Origin of the sequence: Acinetobacter calcoaceticus (genome assembly GCF_016508255.1) — a bacterium.
Lineage (GTDB): Bacteria > Pseudomonadota > Gammaproteobacteria > Pseudomonadales > Moraxellaceae > Acinetobacter > Acinetobacter calcoaceticus_E.
This window is the reverse complement of record NZ_JADVKT010000004.1, coordinates 189,852-213,960: the sequence shown is the minus strand read 5'-3', so window position 1 is coordinate 213,960 and position 24,109 is coordinate 189,852. Positions and strand designations below refer to the sequence as shown.

The 24,109-nt window shown below is 40.1% G+C and carries 21 protein-coding genes and 1 riboswitch; of the genes, 17 read left to right on the top strand and 4 right to left on the bottom strand.

What is annotated here, in order from left to right:
- Positions 1–44: 44 nt before the first annotated feature.
- On the top strand, positions 45–1,220 hold the full coding sequence (gene ftsZ, locus I5515_RS10405; protein WP_003654090.1) for a cell division protein FtsZ: 1,176 nt from the start codon (positions 45–47) through the stop codon (positions 1,218–1,220).
- Positions 1,221–1,329: 109 nt separating this feature from the next.
- A complete protein-coding gene (lpxC, locus tag I5515_RS10400; protein ID WP_199966416.1) occupies positions 1,330–2,232 on the top strand; it encodes a UDP-3-O-acyl-N-acetylglucosamine deacetylase in 903 nt (300 codons plus the stop codon).
- 94 nt (positions 2,233–2,326) lie between these two features.
- On the opposite strand, the gene I5515_RS10395 is transcribed toward lpxC, so the two are convergent.
- Positions 2,327–2,770: a DciA family protein gene (locus I5515_RS10395; RefSeq protein WP_199966415.1), complete on the bottom strand. Its 444-nt coding sequence runs from the start codon at positions 2,768–2,770 to the stop codon at positions 2,327–2,329.
- Positions 2,771–2,877: 107 nt separating this feature from the next.
- On the opposite strand from I5515_RS10395, the gene I5515_RS10390 reads away from it, so the two are divergent.
- The 10 genes from I5515_RS10390 (at position 2,878) to recJ (ending at position 16,354) form a co-directional block, all read left to right on the top strand.
- Positions 2,878–3,570 carry a M23 family metallopeptidase gene (locus tag I5515_RS10390; RefSeq protein ID WP_005300632.1) on the top strand — a complete coding sequence of 231 codons (693 nt, stop codon included), beginning with the start codon at positions 2,878–2,880 and terminating at the stop codon, positions 3,568–3,570.
- Between the two features lie 250 nt (positions 3,571–3,820).
- Positions 3,821–6,538, top strand: coding sequence for a pyruvate dehydrogenase (acetyl-transferring), homodimeric type (gene aceE / locus I5515_RS10385; protein WP_199966414.1), 2,718 nt, complete (start codon positions 3,821–3,823; stop codon positions 6,536–6,538).
- A 2-nt stretch (positions 6,539–6,540) separates the two neighbouring features.
- The gene (locus tag I5515_RS10380; protein ID WP_199966411.1) at positions 6,541–8,523 is read left to right on the top strand and encodes a 2-oxo acid dehydrogenase subunit E2; all 1,983 of its coding nucleotides are present in this window, start codon (positions 6,541–6,543) and stop codon (positions 8,521–8,523) included.
- Positions 8,524–8,669: 146 nt separating this feature from the next.
- The gene (locus tag I5515_RS10375) at positions 8,670–8,948 is read left to right on the top strand and encodes a hypothetical protein (RefSeq protein WP_199966409.1); all 279 of its coding nucleotides are present in this window, start codon (positions 8,670–8,672) and stop codon (positions 8,946–8,948) included.
- Between the two features lie 36 nt (positions 8,949–8,984).
- Positions 8,985–9,170: riboswitch (yybP-ykoY riboswitch) on the top strand.
- Between the two features lie 15 nt (positions 9,171–9,185).
- On the top strand, positions 9,186–9,761 hold the full coding sequence (locus I5515_RS10370; RefSeq protein WP_013196598.1) for a TMEM165/GDT1 family protein: 576 nt from the start codon (positions 9,186–9,188) through the stop codon (positions 9,759–9,761).
- A gap of 270 nt (positions 9,762–10,031) precedes the next feature.
- On the top strand, positions 10,032–10,829 hold the full coding sequence (locus tag I5515_RS10365) for an MBL fold metallo-hydrolase (protein WP_199966406.1): 798 nt from the start codon (positions 10,032–10,034) through the stop codon (positions 10,827–10,829).
- Positions 10,830–11,032: 203 nt separating this feature from the next.
- Positions 11,033–12,499 carry an IMP dehydrogenase gene (gene guaB, locus I5515_RS10360; RefSeq protein WP_127493522.1) on the top strand — a complete coding sequence of 489 codons (1,467 nt, stop codon included), beginning with the start codon at positions 11,033–11,035 and terminating at the stop codon, positions 12,497–12,499.
- A gap of 149 nt (positions 12,500–12,648) precedes the next feature.
- Positions 12,649–13,986, top strand: a complete 1,338-nt coding sequence (gene glmM, locus I5515_RS10355; protein ID WP_199966404.1) for a phosphoglucosamine mutase — start codon at positions 12,649–12,651, stop codon at positions 13,984–13,986.
- Positions 13,987–13,996: 10 nt separating this feature from the next.
- Positions 13,997–14,653 (top strand): pyridoxamine 5'-phosphate oxidase, encoded by a 657-nt coding sequence (pdxH, locus tag I5515_RS10350; RefSeq protein ID WP_199966402.1) that lies wholly within the window; start codon positions 13,997–13,999, stop codon positions 14,651–14,653.
- Positions 14,654–16,354 (top strand): single-stranded-DNA-specific exonuclease RecJ, encoded by a 1,701-nt coding sequence (gene recJ, locus I5515_RS10345; RefSeq protein WP_199966400.1) that lies wholly within the window; start codon positions 14,654–14,656, stop codon positions 16,352–16,354.
- 50 nt (positions 16,355–16,404) lie between these two features.
- Here recJ and I5515_RS10340 read toward each other — a convergent pair whose 3' ends face one another.
- On the bottom strand, positions 16,405–17,172 hold the full coding sequence (locus tag I5515_RS10340; RefSeq protein ID WP_199966399.1) for a putative porin: 768 nt from the start codon (positions 17,170–17,172) through the stop codon (positions 16,405–16,407).
- Between the two features lie 394 nt (positions 17,173–17,566).
- Here I5515_RS10340 and prfB point away from each other — a divergent pair.
- The 5 genes from prfB to I5515_RS10315 all read left to right on the top strand — a co-directional run bounded on the left by prfB (position 17,567) and on the right by I5515_RS10315 (position 22,428).
- A protein-coding gene (gene prfB / locus I5515_RS10335; RefSeq protein WP_199966398.1) for a peptide chain release factor 2 occupies positions 17,567–18,662 on the top strand; the annotation gives its coding sequence in 2 pieces (ribosomal slippage) (positions 17,567–17,638 and positions 17,640–18,662; 1,095 coding nt in all).
- 222 nt (positions 18,663–18,884) lie between these two features.
- Entirely contained in the window at positions 18,885–19,187 is a 303-nt protein-coding gene (locus I5515_RS10330) for an ArsR/SmtB family transcription factor (protein WP_016139876.1), read from the top strand.
- Between the two features lie 28 nt (positions 19,188–19,215).
- Positions 19,216–20,274 carry an alkene reductase gene (locus I5515_RS10325; protein ID WP_199966397.1) on the top strand — a complete coding sequence of 353 codons (1,059 nt, stop codon included), beginning with the start codon at positions 19,216–19,218 and terminating at the stop codon, positions 20,272–20,274.
- Between the two features lie 157 nt (positions 20,275–20,431).
- On the top strand, positions 20,432–21,724 hold the full coding sequence (locus tag I5515_RS10320) for a 3-deoxy-D-manno-octulosonic acid transferase (protein ID WP_199966396.1): 1,293 nt from the start codon (positions 20,432–20,434) through the stop codon (positions 21,722–21,724).
- A complete protein-coding gene (locus tag I5515_RS10315; RefSeq protein ID WP_199966395.1) occupies positions 21,721–22,428 on the top strand; it encodes a 16S rRNA (uracil(1498)-N(3))-methyltransferase in 708 nt (235 codons plus the stop codon). Before I5515_RS10320 ends, I5515_RS10315 begins: the two co-directional genes overlap by 4 nt.
- On the opposite strand, the gene I5515_RS10310 is transcribed toward I5515_RS10315, so the two are convergent.
- Both I5515_RS10310 and I5515_RS10305 read right to left on the bottom strand, forming a co-directional pair.
- Positions 22,417–23,388, bottom strand: coding sequence for a mechanosensitive ion channel family protein (locus I5515_RS10310; protein WP_199966394.1), 972 nt, complete (start codon positions 23,386–23,388; stop codon positions 22,417–22,419). The two genes, I5515_RS10315 and I5515_RS10310, sit on opposite strands and share 12 nt — an antisense overlap.
- 113 nt (positions 23,389–23,501) lie before the next feature.
- Entirely contained in the window at positions 23,502–24,077 is a 576-nt protein-coding gene (locus I5515_RS10305) for a DUF805 domain-containing protein (RefSeq protein WP_199966393.1), read from the bottom strand.
- Positions 24,078–24,109: the final 32 nt, after the last annotated feature.

Sequence of the window (24,109 nt, the reverse complement as noted above, 5' to 3'; positions counted from 1 at the left end):
CGGGCTGAAGTGACTGCCATAATGTATTAGGAACCCTAAAGGTCATGGCCTCATTTGAATTTATAGAAGATGAACTAAACGATGGCAACGGTCAAGCCCGTTTCACTGTATTTGGTGTAGGTGGTGGTGGCGGTAATGCCGTTCAACATATGGTGCAGTCTGATATTCAAGGTGTTAAATTCGTTTGTGCCAATACAGACAAACAAGCACTTGACTGTATGAATGCACCTTTCAAAATTCAGTTAGGCGAGCAAAGTACACGTGGTCTAGGTGCTGGTGCTAACCCTGAAGTAGGACAAGTAGCAGCAGAAGAAAGCCGTGAAATTATTCGTCACCATCTTGAAGGTACGGATATGGTGTTCGTTACCGCTGGTATGGGTGGTGGTACGGGTACTGGTGCGGCACCTGTTGTGGCTGAAGTTGCCAAAGAAATGGGTATTTTGACTGTTGGTGTTGTGACAACCCCATTTAATTTTGAAGGTCGTCGCCGTTTAAAGTCTGCTGAACGCGGTATTGAAGCACTTGAAGCACATGTTGATTCATTGATTATTATCCCTAACCAACGCTTACTTAGCGTATATGGCGATATTTCAATGAAAGATGCTTATAAAAAAGCTGATGATGTATTGTTAAATGCTGTACGTAGTATCTTTGACCTTGTTGTAAATCGTGGTCACATTAACCTTGACTTCGCCGATTTAAAAACTGCAATGAGTACACGTGGTTATGCAATGATGGGTGCTGGTTTAGGTCGTGGTGAAGACCGTGCACGTCAAGCGGCTGAACAGGCTATTCGCAGTCCATTGCTTGATAACGTAAATATTATTAATGCTAAAGGTGTGTTGATTAACATTACTGGTGGTGATGATATTACTTTACGCGAAACTGAAATTATCACTGATGTTGTGAACCAGATTGTTGACCTTGATGAAGGTGAAATCTTCTACGGTACGGTATTTGATCCAGATGCGCGTGATGAATTACGTGTAACAGTGATTGCAACTGGTTTAACACGTAATGCAGCAGATGCAGAACCGAGAAAACGTAATACTGTAAGCCACGCATCGACTCAATCAGCTCAATCTGTTGATGAAGATGACGTTCCTGCAATTAATAAGCGTCAAAATGCAGACAATGAAGTGAGTAGTACAGCAAGTTCTTCTCCGCGCTCTTCTCCAATGAGTATTCAAGATTACTTGAAAAATCAGCAACGTAAGTAAAATGTTATTAGATTTAAAAAAGGCAGTGTTTAAACACTGCCTTTTTTTGTTTTTGATCAATGACTAAATATGCTAACGTATAGCGGTTTTAAAAAAGAAGTTACAAAGCATGGTGAAACAACGTACTCTCAGTCGTGTGGTAAAAGCGAGTGGAATAGGTCTTCATAGCGGTCAAAAAGTGATGATCAATTTCATTCCACATACCGTGGATGGGGGTATTGTATTTCGTCGTATCGATTTAAACCCGCCTGTGGAAATCCATGCAAATGCTTTGTTAATTCAAGAAGCTTTTATGTGCTCCAATTTAGTCATTGGAGAGATAAAAGTTGGAACGATTGAGCATGTAATGAGTGCAATTGCGGGTCTAGGAATCGATAATCTCATTGTTGAGGTATCTGCATCTGAAGTTCCAATTATGGATGGAAGTGCCGGTCCATTTATTTACCTCTTAATGCAAGGTGGATTACGTGAACAGGATGCACCGAAAAAATTTATAAGAATATTAAAACCAGTTGAAGCATTAATAGATGATAAACGGGCAATTTTTAATCCACATAATGGTTTTCAGTTAAATTTTACGATTGATTTTGACCACCCGGCATTTGCTAAAGAATACCAATCTGCGACTATCGACTTTTCCACTGAAACTTTTGTATATGAAGTCAGTGAAGCTCGTACTTTTGGTTTTATGAAAGATTTGGATTATCTCAAAGCAAATAACTTAGCTTTAGGTGCAAGTTTAGATAATGCGATTGGTGTTGATGATACAGGCGTGGTTAACGAAGAAGGCTTACGTTTCGCCGATGAATTTGTGAGACATAAGATTTTAGATGCAGTAGGTGATTTGTATTTGCTTGGTCATCAAATTATTGCCAAATTCGATGGCTATAAATCAGGACATGCTTTAAATAATCAGTTGTTACGCAATGTTCAAAGCGATCCAAGTAATTATGAAATTGTAACATTTAATGACGAGAACGAATGTCCAATTCCATATGTCAGTGTGACATAAGTCATTGTCTTTATTTAACCATGTTATAGTGTAACATTTTAAAGTGTGAATTTTGTCACACAAATATGACTAAACTTTCTAGTGAAGATATAGCTCATAATTTTTTATTGCTTGCCAAACGTAGTAAAGCTTGGCTAAGCTTAGGGTCGCTCACAAAGTCGGCTGCACTACGTAACATTTCTTGTGTTTCCGGGGGGATGGGTTTAGATGGCTCAGATGAGGGTGCATTTGGAATGTTTTTATTTCTCAAGCGAACCTGAATTCTCTGTAAGTCTTTTAATCCTTCAAGTTGAGATAATTTAGATACATATTGGTTCTGTAAATAACTGAGTTGACTAATCATCGCCTGATTTTCACCAGTAATAATTAAAGAACCATTTTGATAACACACGACTTGCCATTGTTCCGGTTGGGGCAATAAGGGTTGGATAATTTTCGTAAGTCTTTGCCATTGCGCGACTTGCGTTGTTAGAAACGTAAGGTTTCCTGTTTTTATGTGTTTTCCGGTTTGTTGAAAAACGTTATCGGGTTTAGACATGGGTCATTCTCGGATAGATTCTTGTCTTTATCTTAAGCGTTCATTTCAATTGATATCAAGGAAGAGATCATAAGGAACTTGAGTAAGAACAGTTTCAAGAGGTTTTTATGCACACGCGTCGTATTTTATTAGCGTTTTCACTTGCCGCTTCGGCAGCATCAGTTGCTTTTGCAGATTATCAAACAATTAACCAATCTACTGATTCAGATCGATTGGAACAACTATCAAAAACATTATCGCAAGGTTCATATACCCATCCTGATGATTTAGATCTTCCGGCGAGTGCGAAAGTTTCAGTGACCTTACGCCAAAAAACGGTTGAACTCAACAATGAGTCGCTCGCAAAAAAATATGGCAATACGAGCGCAAAGAACTCTTTTAATGCCTCTTCTTCAAATGCTTACTCTTGGTTAGTTTCCCATCCTCTTCCTGATACTGTACGGGTTTCTTCGAACTTTGGTGGTCGTACAATGAGTGGTCGTGCCGAACATCATGGTGGATTGGATATGGCTGCTCCAAGTGGCACACCAATCTATGCGACAGGCCCAGGTATTGTAACTAAATCTGGTTGGGGCACGGGCTATGGTCAATATGTTGAAATTAACCATGGTAATGGTTACTTAACACGCTATGCTCATGCTTCGCGTTTAATGGTACGTGTCGGCGATCAAGTGTCGGCAGGTGAACATATTGCCAATGTAGGGTGTACTGGTCGCTGTACTGGTCCACATTTGCACTATGAAGTAGTAAAAGATGGTCAACGTAAGAACCCAACAACTTACTTGGCGATGCTTCCTTAAAAGCATAGTGGAAAAGGTGAGGGTTATTAAATTTATGAATCTGAAATTAGCTTAAACCTTTTTTAACGTAAAGATTGTATAAAAAAACGCCATTATTGGCGTTTTTTTGTTATTTTGTTTAATGCTCGGTCAATGACTATTCATTCAGAAAATAATAGGCCCCCCTCACATTCACCCGTGGCAATAACTAGAGAGGGGTAAAACGTGGTAAAAATACAAAGTAGATTAAAGAACAAGGAACAGGTGAATTATGGCGTTTTACGGTGACTCCGATGCACAAGAAACCCAAGAGTGGCAAGATGCATTCGATTCAGTTTTACAACATATGGGAACTGAGCGCGCGGCATTCTTATTGGAAAAACTTTACCAACAAGCAATTGCTAAGCATGTTCCAATTCAACGTCTCAATACACCTTACTTAAATACAATTTCTGTTGAAGAACAACCTGCAATGCCAGGCGACCAAGATATGGAACGCCGTATTCGTGCATTGATTCGTTGGAATGCCTTAGCAATGGTACTTCGTGCGAATAAAACAGGTGATGATTTAGGTGGACACTTGGCGAGCTTCGCATCAAGTGCAACATTATATGACGTAGGTTTTAACCATTTCTTCCGTGCAAACAGCGATAACTTTGGCGGCGATATGATTTATTACCAAGGGCACTGTGCTCCTGGTATTTATGCTCGTTCATTCCTTGAAGGGCGTTTGACTGAAGAACAGTTAAGTAATTTCCGCCGTGAAGTTGGTGGTAACGGTTTACCAAGCTATCCACATCCATATTTAATGCCGGACTATTGGCAATTCCCAACTGTATCAATGGGTCTTGGTCCAATCATGTCAATTTATCAAGCGCACATTCAAAAATATTTGATGAATCGTGGCTTGATCAAAGAAGAAAATCGTAAAGTCTGGGCATATCTTGGCGATGGCGAGATGGATGAGCCAGAAAGTACTGGTGCAATTTCACTTGCTGGTCGTGAAAAACTTGATAACCTCATTTGGGTTGTTAACTGTAACTTACAGCGTCTAGATGGCCCTGTACGTGGTAACGGTAAAATCATTCAAGAATTAGAATCTTTATTCCGTGGTGCGGGCTGGCGTGTTATTAAAGTAGTATGGGGTCGTCATTGGGATCCACTACTTGCAAAAGACAGCACAGGCGCTTTAAAAGCGGTAATGGAAGAAACAGTTGATGGCGAATACCAGCGCTATCAAGTGAAAGGTGGTGCATATACACGTGAGAAATTCTTTGGCAAGTACCCAGAAGCTGCGGAGCTTGTAAAAGATTTAAGCGATGAAGACATCGATAATCTTAACCGTGGTGGTCATGATCCGTACAAAGTTTTTGCTGCCTATGCAGAAGCAATGACAGCCAAAGGTCAACCAACAGTTATTCTTGCGAAAACTGTTAAAGGTTATGGTTTGTCTGAAGAAATTGAAGCGGTGAATAAAACTCACCAAATCAAAAAAATGCAGATCGATTCTTTAAAATATGTACGTGACCGTTTCAACCTGCCATTTACAGATGATAAGTTAGAAGAGCTTCCATTCTATCGCCCAAGTGAAAACTCTCCAGAAATGAAGTATATGAAGGCGCGTCGTGAAGCGTTAGGTGGTTACCTACCTGCACGTCGTAAAGAGAGTGAAATTTTAGCGATTCCTGAATTATCTGTATTTGATGCAGTATTAAATGGTTCAGGTGGTAAAGAACAATCTACGACTATGGTTATGGTTCGTTTAATTGCTGCCTTACTTAAAGAAAAAGCAATTAAAGACCGCGTAGTGCCAATCGTTCCAGATGAAGCGCGTACTTTTGGTCTAGAAGGTATGTTCCGTCAGCTTGGTATTTATGCCGCTCACGGTCAAAAATATACCCCAGAAGACCAAGAACAGTTAATGCATTACCGTGAAGCAAGTGACGGTCACATGCTTCAAGAAGGGATTAACGAAGCTGGTGCGATGAGCGCATGGGCTGCGTTGGCAACAAGTTATTCAACCAATAATTTGCCAATGATTCCAATGTACATGTACTACTCAATGTTTGGTTTCCAACGTATTGGTGACATTGCGTGGGCTGCGGGTGATGCACAAGCTCAAGGCTTCTTGTTGGGTGCTACTGCTGGTCGTACTACATTGAACGGTGAAGGCTTACAGCACCAAGACGGCCATTCGCACATCTTGGCAAACACTATTCCAAACTGTGTATCTTATGATCCATGTTTCGGTTACGAATTAGCTGTCATCGTTCATGACGGTTTACAACGTATGTATGTGAACCAAGAGCGTATATTCTATTACTTAACTGTAATGAACGAAAACTACGAGCATCCTGCAATGCCTGAAGGCGCTGAGGAAGGCATTAAACGTGGTATGTACTTATTCGAAAAAGATGAAAAAGCAACTGTCCAGTTACTTGGTTCAGGTGTAATTCTTCGTGAAGTGATCAAAGCTGCGAAAATCTTACGTGATGAATACCAAATCCATTCAAACGTTTGGAGTGTAACAAGCTTCAATGAGTTGTCGCGTGATGGTATGGCATGTGAAGAATACAACCGTTTACACCCGCTTACTGAAGAAGTGAAAGAGTCTTGGGTATCTAAACAATTACGCGGTACAGAAGGTATTGTTGTTTCAGCAACAGACCATATGCGTGCGTATAGCGAACAAATCCGTGCTTATCTTCCAGATGGTCGTCCATTTGTTGCGTTGGGTACAGATGGTTATGGTCGCTCAGATACACGTGCTAACTTGCGTAGTTTCTTTGGTGTTGATGCTGCACATATCGTTGTTGCTACTTTGAAAAAATTAGCTGACGAAGGTGAAGTAGACGCGCGTTTAGTTAAAGATGCGATTTCTAACTTTGAGTTAGATACTGACCGTCCAGTGGCATGGGCTCCACAAGCACATCCAGAAGTTCAAGCAGTTGCTGAATACCATGAAGCGCAAACAGGTGAGGGGAACTAAGCATGCAAATTAAGACCCCTGATATTGGCGTAGATAAAGCAATTGTTGCTGAAATTTTGGTAAAAGTTGGTGATAGCATTGCTGAAAATGACAGCCTTGTTTTGCTTGAGTCAGATAAAGCCTCTGTTGAAGTGCCTAGCACTTCAGCAGGTGTAGTAAAAAGCATCTTAATCAAAGAAGGCGATAGCGTAACTGAAGGTACGGTATTGTTTGAACTTGAAGCTGAGGGTGCTGCACCTGTAGCTCAAGCAGAAGAAGTTGCAAAGCCTGCGCCAGCAGCTGAACAATCAGCAGCGCCGGCAGCGGTACAACAGGCTTCAACTGCTGCGCAACCAGCAGCGGCAACCACGAGCCAAATCGTTGAAGTTCAAGTTCCTGACATTGGTGTTGAAAAAGCACTAGTGGGTGAAATTTTAGTAAAAGTTGGCGAGCAAATCGATGTTGAACAAAGCATCGTTGTGGTTGAATCTGACAAAGCAACTGTAGAAGTACCAAGCAGTGTTGCTGGTACTGTAGAAAGCATTCAAGTTAAAGAAGGCGATACAGTTAAAGAAGGTGTTGTGCTCATTAAAGTGAAAACAACATCTGCATCAAGTGCGCCAGTTGAAGCTCCAGCTTCTACAGCAGCTCCGGTTGCAGCACCTGCACCAGTTCAACAAGAAACTGTAGCTGCGGCTGCTATGCAATCTGGACCAATTGATATTAACGTTCCTGATTTAGGCGTAGATAAAGCAGTTGTTGCTGAAATCTTGGTACAAGTTGGCGATAAAGTTGATGTTGACCAAAGTCTTGTTGTTGTTGAGTCTGATAAAGCAACTGTTGAAGTTCCAAGTACTGTTGCAGGTGTTGTAAAAGCAATTCACCTACAAGCAGGCCAACAGGTTTCACAAGGTGTTTTACTTGCAACAATTGAAGCTGAAGGCCAAGCACCTGCTGCTGCGCCAGCGGCAAAAGCAGAGGTAGCTCCAGCTCCACAGGCAGCAGCACCTAAAGCGGCAGCTCCTGCTCCGACTCAGGCTGTATCTGCTCCAGTTTCTGGTAATGATAAATTAACCAAAGAGCAAGAAGCCGAAAACGCTAAAGTTTATGCAGGACCAGCTGTTCGTAAGCTAGCTCGTGAACTTGGTGTGGTTTTATCGCAAGTTAAAACTTCTGGTGAGCATGGCCGTGTTATTAAAGAAGATATCTTTGCTTATGTGAAGACTCGTTTAACTGCACCACAAGCAGCACCAGTTGCTCAAGCTACGGCGGCTCCTGCTGGATTGCCTTCACTGCCTGACTTTACTGCTTTTGGTGGTGGTGAAGTGAAGCCAATGACGCGCTTACAGCAAGTGTCTGTACCGCAATTGTCGTTGAACAACTTTATTCCGCAAGTCACCCAGTTTGATTTGGCTGACATTACTGAGTTAGAAGATTGGCGTAATGAGCTGAAAGGCAACTTCAAAAAAGAAGGTGTCAGCCTGACGATTATGGCATTCATTATTAAAGCGGTTGCGTATTTGTTGAAAGAAGAGCGTGAGTTTGCAGGTCATCTATCTGATGATGGTAAATCAGTGCTCTTGCGCAATGAAATCCATATGGGTATTGCTGTTGCAACACCAGATGGTTTGACAGTACCAGTACTTCGTAACCCAGACCAAAAATCAATTAAGCAAATTGCAGTTGAATTGGGCGTGTTAGGTCAAAAAGCACGTGATAAGAAATTAACACCGAAAGACTTGCAAGGTGCGAATTTCACCATTTCAAGTTTAGGCGCAATAGGTGGTACAGCATTTACACCACTTGTGAACTGGCCGCAAGTTGCAATTTTAGGTATTTCACCAGCAACGATGCAGCCTGTTTGGAATGGTAAAGACTTTGACCCACGCTTAATGTTGCCGTTGTCATTGTCTTATGACCACCGTGTAATTAATGGTGCAGACGCTGCTCGCTTTACCAATAAACTTACGAAACTTCTTAAAGATATTCGTACTTTATTAATCTAATATTTTGAAATGAATAATTAAAACCTCGCTTCGGCGGGGTTTTATTTTGATATTTCATTTAATTAGTTTTAGGTTAATCTAAAGATTAATAGGGAGTAATCGAGAGAGGAGAAATTTCTCGTTATGAGATAAGGGAGAAATAATAAATGGTGGGTTTTTTTAAAATCATGTTGCCGATTCTGTTGGTTGCATTTTTATTGATAGGGTTGTGGGTCAGTATTTTACATTTCCCTTGGGAGTGGATGACTTACGTTGCAATGGGTTTAGAAGTATTTGTAGCAACGCTTATTTTACCATTTGAATTTCAATCACAACATGTATCGGGCATTAACAATTTTGGGTTTATTAACTTAAGTATTTGTTTAGCCATACTATTGGGCTTAGGCCGATTGTTAGTCTGGGTATGGATAAATTTTTTTATTTGAATGTTTGAAAAATAGCACTACTTGAATATAATAAACCCATACTTCATTGGGGAGTAGCCGCTATTCATTTCTGAATGAATAGGTGATGATCAACATAATTGTTCAACAGAACGTGGTCATCATAGCTTAAACGTCTCATCGTTTCCGAGTTGGCAAGACCTTTGATTTACCACTCTGCAGATATTTGGCTAGCAGGAGAGGTAGGTCATGGGCATTTATGCTAGCCAGAGAAACGACATGCAAGAATTTCTGATTTCTACCTCGATCGTTGCCCTAGCTGAAATGGGCGATAAAACTCAATTGTTGGCCCTTCTACTGTCTGCACGTTTCCGCAAGCCAATCCCTATTCTCATTGCAATTCTTTTAGCAACTCTAATTAACCATGGTATCTCTGCTGTGCTTGGACAGTGGATTACAACCGTCTTGAGTCCTGAAATCTTAGTTTGGGTACTTGCAGGTGGTTTTATTGGTATGGCGTTCTGGATGCTTATTCCAGATAAGTTAGATGATGAAACTGATAGCATTAACAGGTGGCAAAAATTTGGTGTTTTTGGTGCAACCTTTATCTTGTTTTTCTTAGCAGAAATTGGTGACAAAACGCAAATCGCAACAGTAGCCTTGGCTGCACGTTACGACAGTATTTTCTGGGTTATGCTAGGTACAACGTTAGGTATGATGATTGCTAATGCACCAGCTGTATTTATTGGTAATAAATTAGCTGAACGTTTATCTATCTCACTCATTCATAAAATTGGTGCTGCTATTTTCTTAATTGTTGGTATTTCTACTTTAGTGCAGCATTATTTTTTCTAAATAATTTTAAACTCGTATCAAAACGCACTCAATTCGAGTGTGTTTTTTGTAGGTTATTTTAATAGTTAAATTTCACGGTAAAGTTAATTGAGTATGAGCTGTTGAGAGCTACCAAATTTATTAATGATTCATTTCTAACATAAGAAAAGCCAAAGTTATTTTAAAATATTATGAGGAAAATAAAGCAATTCATTGCAAGAATTGTTGAATCCCTTTATTTTATTATGGATATAAAAATATCTAATATTTAAAGTTTTTTTGGGGAATTGTATGGGGTTTGAAAAAACAACATCGCAGATATTATTTGATAATGGTATTCATAAGTGTATTAGTTTTACGAGTTTGGTCAAAGGGGAAGGCATACAAGCTAATCAGTTTTTAATTATTGATCATGAACGCGCTGCTGTGATAGATCCAGGTGGTGATTTAACCTATGTTCCACTGACGATGGAACTCAATAAATATACGCGCTTGAAAAATCTGGACTACGTGATGGCTTCTCATCAGGATCCAGATATTATTACTTCAATGCCGCGCTGGTTGGTCTATACCGATGCTAAAGTCGTCGCTTCAAAATTATGGGCACGATTTTTACCGCACCTAAATTCATCATTCATGAGTGAACGCATGAAAGGCAATTGGGAAGATCGCCTGATTGAACTGCCAGACCAAGGTCAAGTGATTCAGCTTGGAGAATCGAAGTTAGTAGTAATTCCAGCCCATTTTCTACATTCTGTGGGCAATTTTCAGTTTTATGATCCCATCGCTAAAATTCTATTTTCTGGTGATATGGGAGCTTCGATTGTTGAAGATGCAAGTGAGGCGCTAAAAGATTTCGATACGCATGTGATGAAAATGAAGGCTTTTCACCAACGCTATATGTGTTCCAATAAGGTCATCCGTTTATGGGTTAATATGGTCCGGCAGATGGATATTGAAATGATCGTTCCGCAGCATGGCAGTCCGTTTATGGGTAAAGAAATGATTAATCAGTTTCTAGACTGGATTGAAACTTTAGCTTGCGGTGTCGATTTAATGTCAGAACAAATTTTTAGTTGTCCTGCATAAATCTAAATATTATTTCTAATAATTAACCCAGACGAAGTTCTGGGTTATAAAAAGATAAGAGCTAAAAAATAGAGCTAAAAGTATAATTAAGTGGAAATTATTTAGAACAGGCCGATATGTATTGCTGAAAAAGGCAAAGATAATATGAAAATTGCATTGAAATTTGTTTATAATAGCTCACGGAATTTACCAGTGAGATTGTTATGCTGACCATCGTTCAAGAAGCGCTAACCTTCGATGATGTCTTATTACTTCCTGCCTACTCTACTGTTCTCCCAAAAGATGTCTCTTTAAAGACACGTTTAACTCGCGGCATTCATTTAAATATCCCATTAGTTTCAGCAGCAATGGATACAGTGACTGAGTCACGTATGGCGATTGCAATGTCACAAAATGGTGGTATCGGGATTTTGCACAAAAACATGGATATTGCTGCTCAAGCTGCAGAAGTACGCCGTGTGAAGAAATTCGAAGCGGGTATGGTGAAAGACCCTATCACTGTAACGCCTGAAACTACAGTACGTGAACTGATTGCAATTACCACGGCTAATAACATTAGCGGTGTACCTGTTGTTAAAGACGGCAAGGTTGTTGGTATTGTAACAGGCCGTGATACGCGTTTTGAAACCAATTTAGAGCAACCAGTTAGCAACATCATGACAGGCCAAGATCGTTTGGTGACTGTGCGTGAAGGCGAGTCTAAAGAAAATATTCAAGCATTATTACAAAAACACCGTATTGAAAAAGTCTTGGTCGTTGGCGAAAACAACGAACTTAAAGGCTTAATTACAGTGACTGACTTCCGTAAAGCTGAGAGTTATCCAAACAGTTGTAAAGATGATCTTGGTCGTTTACGTGTTGGTGCTGCGGTAGGTACAGGTGCTGATACACCAAGTCGTGTGGAAGCATTGGTTGAAGCTGGTGTTGACGTAATTGTTGTTGATACAGCACATGGTCATTCAGCTGGTGTAATTGAACGTGTACGTTGGGTGAAACAAAACTTCCCTCAAGTACAAGTGATTGGCGGAAACATCGCAACTGGTGATGCTGCATTAGCATTATTAGACGCAGGTGCTGATGCAGTTAAAGTCGGTATTGGTCCTGGTTCTATCTGTACAACTCGTATTGTGGCAGGTATTGGTATGCCACAGATTTCTGCGATTGACAGCGTTGCTAACGCATTGAAAGATCAAATTCCTTTAATTGCAGATGGCGGTATTCGTTTCTCTGGCGATATGGCAAAAGCGATCGGTGCGGGTGCAAGTACAATCATGGTGGGTTCATTACTTGCTGGTACTGAAGAAGCGCCTGGCGAGGTTGAATTTTTCCAAGGTCGTTACTACAAAGCATATCGTGGTATGGGTTCATTAGGCGCAATGGCGGGAGCAACAGGTTCTGCAGACCGTTATTTCCAAGATTCGAAAGCAGGTGCTGAAAAGTTAGTACCAGAAGGAATCGAAGGCCGTGTTCCATATAAAGGTCCAATGGGTAACATCGTTCATCAAATGATGGGTGGTTTACGTTCATCGATGGGTTATACCGGTTCATCGGTGATTGAAGATCTTCGTCAAAATGCGAAATTTGTGAAAATTACTTCAGCAGGTATGTCTGAGTCGCATGTTCATGATGTAACGATTACTAAAGAAGCTCCAAACTATCGTGTTGGTTAGATTTTGGTAACCGAAACAATGAAGAAAGCCGTCATTACACTGACGGCTTTTTGTTTTTGGTGTAAAGTAAATCTAACGAAAAGAAATATGGCGGAATGGCCATATATGAAATGAGCCACCGCTGGAGTGGCGTAAAAATGAGATAAGTTATGAGTTATTTTGGAACAGATGGTATTCGTGGAAAATTTGGGCAAACGCCTATTACGCCAGAGTTTGCTTTAAAATTAGGCTTTGCTGCAGGGAAGGTATTAAAACGAACGAGTCCAAAAAATAAACCGCTTGTTGTATTAGGAAAAGACACTCGTTTATCTGGCTATATTTTAGAGGCTGCTTTGCAGGCGGGATTGAACGCTGCTGGCGTATATGTTCACTTGCTTGGTCCATTACCTACGCCAGCAATTGCACACCTTACACGTGCTTTACATGCCTATGCTGGCATCGTTATTTCTGCATCACATAACCCATATTTTGATAATGGGATTAAATTCTTCTCAAGTGAAGGTAAAAAATTACCAGATTCCTTACAAGAAGCTATTAATCAAGAACTAGAAAAAGATTTATTGATTGAAGACACCGCCAACTTGGGTAAAAGTGTTCGTGTAAATGATGCGAACGGCCGCTATATCGAATTTTGTAAATCTACATTCCCATATCATTTTGATTTAAATAATTTAAAAATTGTTGTGGATTGTGCTCATGGTGCAGCCTATAGCGTTGGGCCTTCAGTTTTTCGTGAACTAGGCGCTAAAGTGATTGCCTTATATAATGAGCCAGATGGTTTAAATATTAATGAAAACTGTGGTTCAACTCATCCTGAGCACTTACAAAAAGCAGTGGTTGAGCACAAGGCAGACTTAGGGATTGCTTTTGATGGCGATGCTGACCGTGTGGTGATGGTCGATAAGTTTGGTAACTTAATTGACGGTGACCATATCTTATATATTTTAGCGACCCAAGCTCAGAAAAAACCTGTGGGTGTTGTTGGCACTGTCATGAGTAATATGGCACTTGAAATTGCACTTGAAAAAGCAAATGTTGGTTTTGTTCGTGCAAAAGTCGGTGACCGCTATGTATTACAGGCTTTAGAGGAAAATGGTTGGGTGACAGGTGGTGAACCTTCTGGTCATATTCTCACTTTAGACAAGAGTACGACAGGTGATGCCATTATTGCGGCATTGCAAGTATTAACGGTAATGGTTGAGCAAAATAAAGCGCTTCATGAATTAGTTCAGGACTTTAAATTATTCCCGCAAGTTCTTTTAAATGTGCGTTTAGAACAGATGATTGACCCATATTCTATTCCGGCATTGGTTACTGAATTTGATAAAGCAGAAGCACAGCTTAAAGGCCGAGGGCGTCTCTTAATTCGTAAGTCAGGAACAGAGCCTATGATTCGTGTCATGGTTGAAGGTGATGATGAGCAAGAAGTGAATGCTTTAGCTCAGCATTTAGCTGATGCTGTTCGCTCACAAGCACAAGTCGCATAAGGTGAATGACATGAGTGATGTCATTAAAGATTTAAGTGAATTACGCTTAAGCTATGAGCAAGGGGAGTTGCATGAGGGGCAGGTTGAATTAAACCCTCATCAGCAGTTTCTCGGTTGGTTTAACCATGCTTTAGCAGCCAATTTGCATGAACCCTATGCAATGTCATTAGCAACAGCAAGTGCTCGTGGCCGCCCACATGTTCGAACGGTTTTGTTACGTGGTGCTACAGAAGCTGGGTATGATTTTTATACTAACTATGACAGTCAGAAAGGGATAGATTTAGCAGAAAACCCTTATGCCGAATTACTATTTTACTGGCCAAGTCTAGAGCGTCAGGTGAGAGTTGGTGGCCATGTAGTCAAAATTCCTGAACAGGAATCTACAGATTACTATCTTAAGCGTCCACGTGATAGCCAGATTGCAGCGCATATCAGTACACCACAAAGCGGTAAAATTGAGAATCGAGAGCTATTGCAGCAACGTTTTCAAGATTTACAACAGCAAGTCGAAAGTCGTGAAGTGCTTGATAAACCAGAGTTCTGGGGAGGCTATCGTCTGCAACCAGATTATTATGAATTCTGGCAAGGGCGACCAAATCGTTTACATGACCGCTTGAGTTATGAAAAAATCGACGGTCAATGGATGTTGCACCGGCTGATGCCTTAAATGACAAAAATACAAATCAAACAAAGACCTTTATTGACACGCCCTGAACAGTTTCAGGGCGTGCCTCCGTTTATTGCCGAAATTTTGGCAAGACGTGGAGTGCAATCGGAACAAGAACTAGAGCTAAAACTTAAAAATTTGCTTGCTCCAGAGCTAAAAGGTATAGAAACCGCTGTAGCATTAATAGATCAAGCCATTGATGAGCAAAAAAAAATTGTTATTGTCGGTGATTATGATGCAGATGGTGCAACCAGCACAGCTTTAATGGTTTTAGCACTCAGGGATATGGGAGCACAAGTCGACTATCTGGTTCCAGATCGTTTTAAATACGGTTATGGGCTTACTCCTGCGATTGCAGAGCTTGCTCATCAAACTTATCAACCCGATCTATTAATTACGGTAGATAATGGAATTTCCAGCCATGCTGGGGTTGATACAGCCCATGCTTTGGGGCTGAAGGTCATTATTACAGATCATCATTTAACAACTAAAGAAACACCTCCAGCAGAAGCGGTGGTTAACCCAAATCAGTTAGGTTGTAATTTCCCAAGCAAAGCGCTGGCTGGTGTTGGTGTTGCTTTTTATGTACTGGCTAATTTGGCAAGTTTACGTAGCAGACAAGGTAAAAGCACAAGTAAAGTCACTCAATATCTAGATTTAGTCGCTTTGGGAACTTATGCGGATGTTGCTGTATTGGATTATAACAACCGCATTTTAGTGGATGCAGGCGTGAAGCGCATTCAGCAACATCAATGTCGTGTTGGAATATTGGCTTTATTGGATATTGCTGGTCGAGAAGCATCGTCTTTGCGTGCACAAGACCTAGGTTTTGTTTTAGGTCCGCGTATTAATGCTGCTGGGCGTATGGAGAGCATGCGAATCGGTATTGAATGTTTATTAGCAGACTCTATGGAAACGGCTTACCCGATTGCTCAACAATTAAATCAGTTAAATATAGAGCGGCGGCAAATTGAAGGGGAGATGAAGCAACAAGCTTTATCTGCTTTAGACAGCTTGCAACTCTCACAAGAAGATATTCCACAAGCTCTTGTACTCTTTGAAGAGAGCTGGCATCAAGGCGTGATTGGGATTGTGGCAGGGCGTTTAAAAGAACAGTTCCATCGACCAACAATAGTTTTTGCACCAGATGAAGATGGTATTCATATTAAAGGGTCTGCGCGTTCAATTGATGGCGTGCATATTCGAGATATGATTGAACAGGTTGCTGAACAACATCCCGAATTGGTGAGCCATTTTGGTGGACATGCGGCAGCGGCAGGTTTAACGATACGTAAAGAAAATTTTGATGCTTTTAAAACTATCTTTACTGCCTGTGTTGTAGCCATGGAAGAATCCCTGTTTCAAGCGACACTATGGACGGATGGAGAATTACCAGCTTCGGCTTTGCAACTAGACACATTGGACTGGATAGAGCAGCTAGGACCATGGGGACAAAAATTCCCTTTTCCCCAGTTTGAAGGGTATTTTAAAGTGGTTGATTATCGCTGGCTGAAAGAAACACATCTAAAACTTAGATTAGCCCTTGATCAATATACTTTTGATGCGATTGCTTTTAATGCAGCGGGGCGCTTTGACTTTAATCCTATGCGAGATGAGGTTCATCTGGTCTATGAGATTGATCGTAATGCGTTTAATGGCAATGTAAATTTGCAATTACGCATTGTGCATTTAGACCAATAAAAAAAAATCCGCTCAATTGAGCGGATTTTTTTATAAACTTTTAGGTGAGATTAGAAGCGGTATGCTGCACGAACACCATAAGTGTTGTCGTTGTCACCGAATCCAATACGACCTTCAACGCTTACTTGTTGATTTAAGAATTTTTTAGCATTGATACCAAATTCATCTTTATCAGTTAAGTCATTGTTGTAGTAATCCACACCAAGACTTAAAGTTTTATCGATGTAGTAGTCACCACGAACTTTATATTCGTCAAGATCACCAAACGCACCGAATGCTTCAAGGTTTACGTCATGTTGGCCTACTTGAGTAACGTATTTAGCACGAACTGTTGGATCAGCGCCGTCTTTACCGTCTTTTTCGTCGTAGCCTTTAACACCTAGCGCAAGCAATAAACCAGGAGCTGGTAAATAACCTACTTCAGCAGCATAAGTCGTAACTTTCTGGTCGTAATTTATGTTGTCAATTTTACGCTCGTTTCTACCTACATCACCGCTAAGGTAGAAATCAGTGTTAGGAACATAGTATTCTACGCCTACGCCATACTGAGTGTCTTTGGTACCGCTGTTATCGCCATAGTTGATAAGGGCGTTAACATTACTTGCACGGCTCAAGAATGCCGCTTCAGCAAGTGGAGCGTTACGAGTTTGAACAGGATTAAAGTAATAAGTCCCGTCAACACCGAATTTACTTACGCTACTGCCGTTGTCTGGATCAAGATAATTGTAAGAACCACCAACTTCAGCTTGGTAAGCGTTTGCTACACCACTTACTGCGAGTGTAGATAAAAGAGCTGATGCAATTGCTAGTTTTTTCATGGAATCTCTCCCCTCTAAAAAGCGATTTTATAAATGTTTTGTTACAACTTTTAGTCTAGAGGAAAATCAGATAGCGTCAATCTTGCACAAGTAACCATACTGTAACTATGTGCTTTTTTTGTAATTGTATTCAACTTAAATATTTGATTTTAATATATAAAAATAGAATGTTTTATTTTATTAAAATTAAGGATATTTTGTGTAGATCATAAGAAATGCTGTAAAAATACCCAATTTTGTATGAGGATGTTACTGGTTAAACTTAAAATGAACTGAAGAAAACTTAAAAATTATCGTATTTAAAATATAACGAGAGATAGAAAGCTGCTTCGAAGATAACCCATAGCTATGGTAAAATAATTGACTGTTTATCTGTTTTTATGGGAACACTCGCGTGGAAATTAATCCTTATCTAAACCAATTGAAAGACTTAACTGATCGTAGCCAAACACTACGGGGGTATCTTTGACTACGATCTAAAGAAAGAACGTTTAGAAGAAGTTTTACGTGAGTTAGAAGACCCTGCGATCTGGAGTGATCAAAGTCGTGCTCAGGCAATGGCAAAAGAAAAGGGCGAACTAGAGAACGTTATTAATGTATTAGATGGTTTGGCAACACAGCTTGAAGATGCAAAAGCAATGTTGGATTTGGCTGTAGAAGCTGATGATGAAAGCTTGCTTGAAGATGTACAAGCCGAACTCGGTTCAGCTGAAGATGAATTGGCGAAACTTGAATTCCGTCGTATGTTTAGCAATCCGATGGACCCAAATCCTTGCTATGTCGAGATTCAATCAGGTTCGGGTGGTACAGAAGCACAAGACTGGGCATCTATGCTATTACGTATGTATATGCGCTGGATTGAACGTCATGGCTTTAAAGCCGAGCTCATGGAAGTATCTGACGGTGATGTGGCTGGCATTAAATCTGCAACGATTCGTGTTGAAGGTGAATATGCGTATGGTTGGTTACGTACGGAATCTGGTGTACACCGTTTAGTTCGTAAATCACCATTTGATAGTGGTAACCGTCGTCATACTTCATTCTCTGCAGTATTTATTTCACCAGAGGTTGATGACAATATTGAAATTGATATCAATCCTTCCGATGTTCGTACTGATACTTACCGTGCATCAGGTGCAGGTGGTCAGCATATTAACAAAACCGATTCGGCAGTTCGTTTGACGCACACTCCAACAGGTATTGTGGTGGCGTGTCAGAACCAGCGTTCGCAGCATGCTAACCGTGACCACGCATGGAAACAGTTACGTGCAAAATTGTATGAATTGGAAATGCAAAAACGTAATGAAGCAGCTCAAGCGCTAGAAGACTCGAAGTCTGATATTGGTTGGGGAAGTCAAATTCGTTCGTATGTATTAGATGATTCACGTATTAAAGATTTACGTACGGGTGTTGAAAACTCTAATACAGGTGCTGTTCTTGATGGTGACCTTGATCGCTTTATTGAGGCGAGTTTAAAACAAGGTTTATAAGAGTCTGTTGAACTTTTAGTTTAAATACAATTCCTCTATGAATATGTAGGACTCTTGGATTCTTAGTGATTAAAACGGCAAAGCAGTTCAGTATTTAAATGTTGATCGAAAAAATGCGATATGAATATCGGAAAAAATAGATATGAATATCGCAAAAATGCGATATGATGTTTTTGAAATGCTGAACAAAGCTTTGTTCGTTTAAAAAGACGTGTTGAGCCTATGGATATTGATGCAATTAGCAAAGCCCTTTCCAATCCTCTGCGCCGGCAAATTTTGCAATGGTTAAAAGAACCTGACCATTATTTACCTGTTGAAGAGTGCGGTGGTAGTTTTGAGAAGGGTGTTTGTGCAGGTCATATTGAACGGTTGGGTAAAGTAGCTCAGTCTACGATGTCTAATCATTTGTCTGTGTTACAACAGGCGGGCCTCATTCAGGTCCAAAAATATGGTCAATGGTCTTATTTTTCACGTAACGAAGCTTTGATTCAGCAATATATCGAACATTTAAAACAAACACTTTAAATTATTTAATGTGTAAGTCGAGGCGATTATGGCTGAACTCAATACTCCTTTAACGGTTGGTGATTTTGAAATTAAAAATCGATTGGTGATGGCTCCATTAACGCGTGCGCGTAGTGGTGAAAGCCGAGTACCGAATGATTTAATGGTTGAATATTATCAACAGCGTGCAAATGCTGGTCTTATTTTGACTGAAGCAACAGTGATTGGTTCAAAAACTGTGGGTTATGCAGAAACCCCGGGATTATGGTCACAAGAGCAGGCGCAAGCTTGGAATAAAATTATTGAGGCAGTTCATGCTCAAGGTTCAAAAATTGTAGCTCAACTCTGGCATGTGGGTCGTATTTCGCATCCTGAGCTTTTAGACGGCGATATTCCTGTTGCACCGAGTGCGATTCAGCCAGCTGGTGAAGTGAGCCTATTGCGTCCTAAGCGTCCGTATGTGAAGCCGCGTGCACTTTCTCTAGAAGAAATTAAAGAGGTTGTAGCTCAATATAAACATTCAGCAGAATTAGCTAAAGCAGCTGGTTTTGATGGCGTTGAATTACATGCAGCAAATGGTTATTTAATTGACCAGTTCCTTCAAAGTAATACTAACCAGCGTGATGACCAATATGGTGGTCCTGTTGAAAACCGTGCTCGCTTGTTATTAGAAGTTGTTGATGCCTTTATTGAAGTATGGGGCGCTGGCCGAGTAGGTGTACATATTGCACCGCGTGGCGACTCGCACGATATGGGAGATGAAAACCCGTTAGCAACTTTTGGTTATGTGGTTGAAGAACTTAACCAACGTAATGTTGCTTTCATTTTCTCTCGTGAATATGAAGCGGCTGACAGCATTAGTCCAAAACTTCGTGAAAAATTTAATGGTGTATGGATTGCCAACGAGAATTTAACACCAGAGTCAGCAAAACGTATCTTGCGTGATGGTGAAGCTGATGCAGTATCTTTTGGTAAGGCATATATTGCAAATCCGGACCTGTTACAGCGTTTAGAGCAAGACTTACCTTTAAATGAACTTCAACCAACGACTTTATATGCGAAAGGTGCTGAAGGTTATACTGACTATCCAACGCTAGAAGCTTCGTAAATTTTTTAAATGATTATTTACTGATCTAGTTTGTTTATGGACTCAGTAGATCGCTTTTTTTGTAATGGTAGAGTTTAGGTATCGAAACTCTGCCATTTTTTTTATCTATGTTATATTTTCCCCCAGTTTGAAATTTTGACTATTTGAGGCAACCCGCTTGGCGACCCCATTTTGGTACAACACCGCACTCCATTTATTAAAACCTTTTTACCACTGGCGGATAAAAAAACGTGCAGAAAGCCAGGAATTATATAATCAGGAATGTCTTGAAAGATTTGGACCGTTTGAATCTCCGAAAAATGTGAGAGTAATCTGGTTCCATGCTGTTTCGGTTGGAGAAACCAATGCCGCACAGCCTTTAATCGAGCATTATCTTAAGCTCGGACAACCTGTTTTGGTTACCAATACGACTAAAACAGGTCAGGCACGCGCTAAATCATTATTTCTAAAAGCGCCTTATTTAGACTTGTTTCAAGCAGTTTATTTGCCTGTTGACCAAAAGCATCTTTTAAAACAATTTTTTGAGTTGTATCAGCCAAAACTTTTAGCATTGGTTGAAACAGAACTTTGGCCAAATTTAATCGATCAAGCCAAGCTACAACATGTACCGTGCTTATTGTTAAATGCCCGGTTATCTGAAAAATCTGCTAAAGGTTATGGTCGGGTTACGGGATTAACAGCAGGAATGCTGGGAAAAATCGATTGGGTTTTGGCACAAGATAATGCAACCCGTCAGCGTTATGTAGAACTTGGCTTAGATCAGCAAAAAAGTCAGGTAGTGGGAAATATTAAATTTGATATTCATGCACCAGAAGCATTTTTAAATCAGGCTGCAAAGTTACACCAGCTATGGTATTTGGAGCAGCGTAAAGTCCTGACAATTGCCAGTACACATGCACCTGAAGAACAACAAATTTTGCAGGTACTTCAACCTTATTTAAAGTCGAACCCCGAGCTGGTTTGTATTGTTGTACCTCGACATCCTGAACGTTTTGATGAAGTATTTGAAATTTGCCAAAACCTAGATTTAATTACTCATCGTAGAAGTTTGAACCAAAGTATTCATACGAGTACACAGGTTTATCTAGCCGATAGTATGGGTGAGCTTTGGTTGTGGTACGCCTTGAGTCAGGTATGTTTTGTAGGTGGTTCTTTAAATGAGCCAGGTGGTGGGCATAATATTTTAGAGCCTATGGTTTTAAATGTTCCAACAGTGATTGGACCCCGCTACTTTAACTTCCAAACCATTGTCGATGAGTTCATTGATGAAAATGGTGTATTGATTGCTCAAAATGCAGAACAGGTTGTAGCAATCTGGATGGCTTGTTTAGCTGAGCCTGAACAGACCCAACAGGTGGTAGAGCAAGCGCATAAAGTCTTACAGCGGAATCAAGGTTCATTGCAAAAACATATTGGAGTAATTAACCGGTATTTGGCCGACAAATCATGAATATCGTTCTATTAGAACCAGAAGATATCCAGTCAGATACATGGTCAATTCGTTCAAAGCGCCAATTACAGCATTTACGTGATCATCTTGATGTCACGGTCGGCCAAAATCTGAAAGTTGGCATTCGCAACGGTGCACGTTATACCACTGAAATTATTTCGATTAACGAACAAGAAGTTTGTATACGTCCTATTAGTGAAGAGGCTGTACCTGCAAAAAATCCAGTTCATTTAATTGTGGCTTTACCAAGGCCAAAAGTTTTACGCCGCTTAATTATGGATAGTGTGACTTTAGGTGTTCAAAAGATTAGTCTGATTCATAGTTACCGCGTAGATAAAAGCTATTGGCAAACTCCATTTTTGCAACAAATCGACAATTATGTGACTTTAGGCCTTGAGCAAGCAGGTGACACTGTTGTTCCTGAAATTCAAATGTATAAACGTTTTAAACCTTTTGTTGAAGATGTTTTGCCAAGCTTAATTTCAAAAGAAACTCCTGCCTATGTAGCTCATCCTTATGCTGAGCAGAGTATGCCAAATAGTATTGGCCATGCTTGTAGTGTAATCGTGGGTCCCGAAGGTGGATTTATTCCTTATGAAATTGATTTACTCACAAAAAACGGCTGCCAAGCTGTGAGCTTAGGCAACCGTATTTTAAGAACAGAAACGTCAATTTCTTATATTTTAGGGCGTTTATTTATTTGAGTTGTCTGTACTCAAGGGTAAATGATTTACAGCCATTTTTAATTCCTGAATTGGGTAAGGAATATTAATACCGTTGGTATTGAAAGCTTGTTTTACTTGCGTTTGAATGGCGCTCGTAGATGATGAAATATCAGTTTCAGTTGTATCAATCCACCAGCGTACGGTAAGGTTAACCGAGAAATCTGCTAAAGCTGTTACATTGACAGAGAAAGAAGGCTGACTGAGGACATTTCGGTCATTATTGAGAATATCTAAAATGATTTTTTTTGCTTTTTGCTCATCGTCATCATAACCAATTCCGACTACAAACTCGCAGCGTCGTTGTTGGTACGCTGTATTTACCGTTAAAGCACTCGTATACACAGTCGCGTTTGGAATAACAATGCGGCGACCATCTGGTGAGCGTAAGAACGTTGCACGAATCTGAATGTCTTCAACAGTTCCTTCAAGCGAATTAACAACAATCGAATCACCAATACGGAAAGGTTCGCTTAATAAAATTAAGATGCCTGACAGTAAGTTCTGAAAGATATCTTTAAATGCAAAACCAATTGCGACCGAACCGATACCCAGTGCACTCATTAACTGCCCTGGTGTAAACCCTGGAATCGAGATAACTAAAGCAATTAAGAAACCAAAGAATAAAATTGTTGTACTACCGACACGGTTTAAAACAAGCACTAAATTTTGGCGAGTATACGAGCGATTTTCTAAAGTCTTGCGAACAAAGAACTTAAATAATTTGGTCAATAGCCAAAAAATAATAAAAACAGTGATCGCAATACAGATATAAGGCACACGTTCCCAGAAACTATCTACAATTTTGTCGATAGTGGTATAGGCATCATGATATTTCTCGGTATGTGCTAAAACTGTTTGAGTAGTTTTAGTACCCGCTTCTTGCAAAAGTTCGCCTGTATTTTTTGCAACATCCGTTAAGGATTTTTGTTCATCAGCCACGACAAGTCTCGATTGAATAAATTCATGAAAGCTGTTTTCAGCTTCCATCATAGTAGGAGATAAAATGTGCGCCTACTATAATGAGTTCATCTAAATAATAAAGTGTTTTTTAATTAAAAGTATTCCGTTCCTTTTTGTAAGATTTGTGTCGGTGTTTCTAGGCTATCGGTACCTGAGAAGTAATAAAAAATACCTGCTGTTGAAATGAGGCTAATTAAAATAGCCACTAAGATCAGCCAAGCCATGAGTTTTTCTATAAACGTTGAAGGTCGAACAGGACCATACTCATTTGGACCTGCTGTACCTGAGGCAAGCAGTAAATAAATCATAAAAAAGAACTGAACAACTGGAATGAAAAGTAACAATCCCATCCAACCACTTTTATTTAAATCGTGCAGACGTCGCACAACGAGAACAATATTTAAATAAATTAAGAACAGCGAAAAAGCCCAGACCACTAAGGCACTGAGGCCAGAAAGAGAGCTATAAAATTCAAAATTGAACAGATTACTTGAAAGCTGAAAATTTCCAAGGAATGAGGCCAAAATAAGATAACCCACGAGGGTGACTAAATAAATCAGTCCATATCCACCTAAATAGCTCATGCGATTAAAGCGCCCATGAATTGAAAAAGGACTATCTTTAAAAGGGAGCTGTGGTGGGCGTGAGGAGGTCGTTTGGGCAAACATATTATTTTATTCCTGTGTTGCGTATGAGAGAA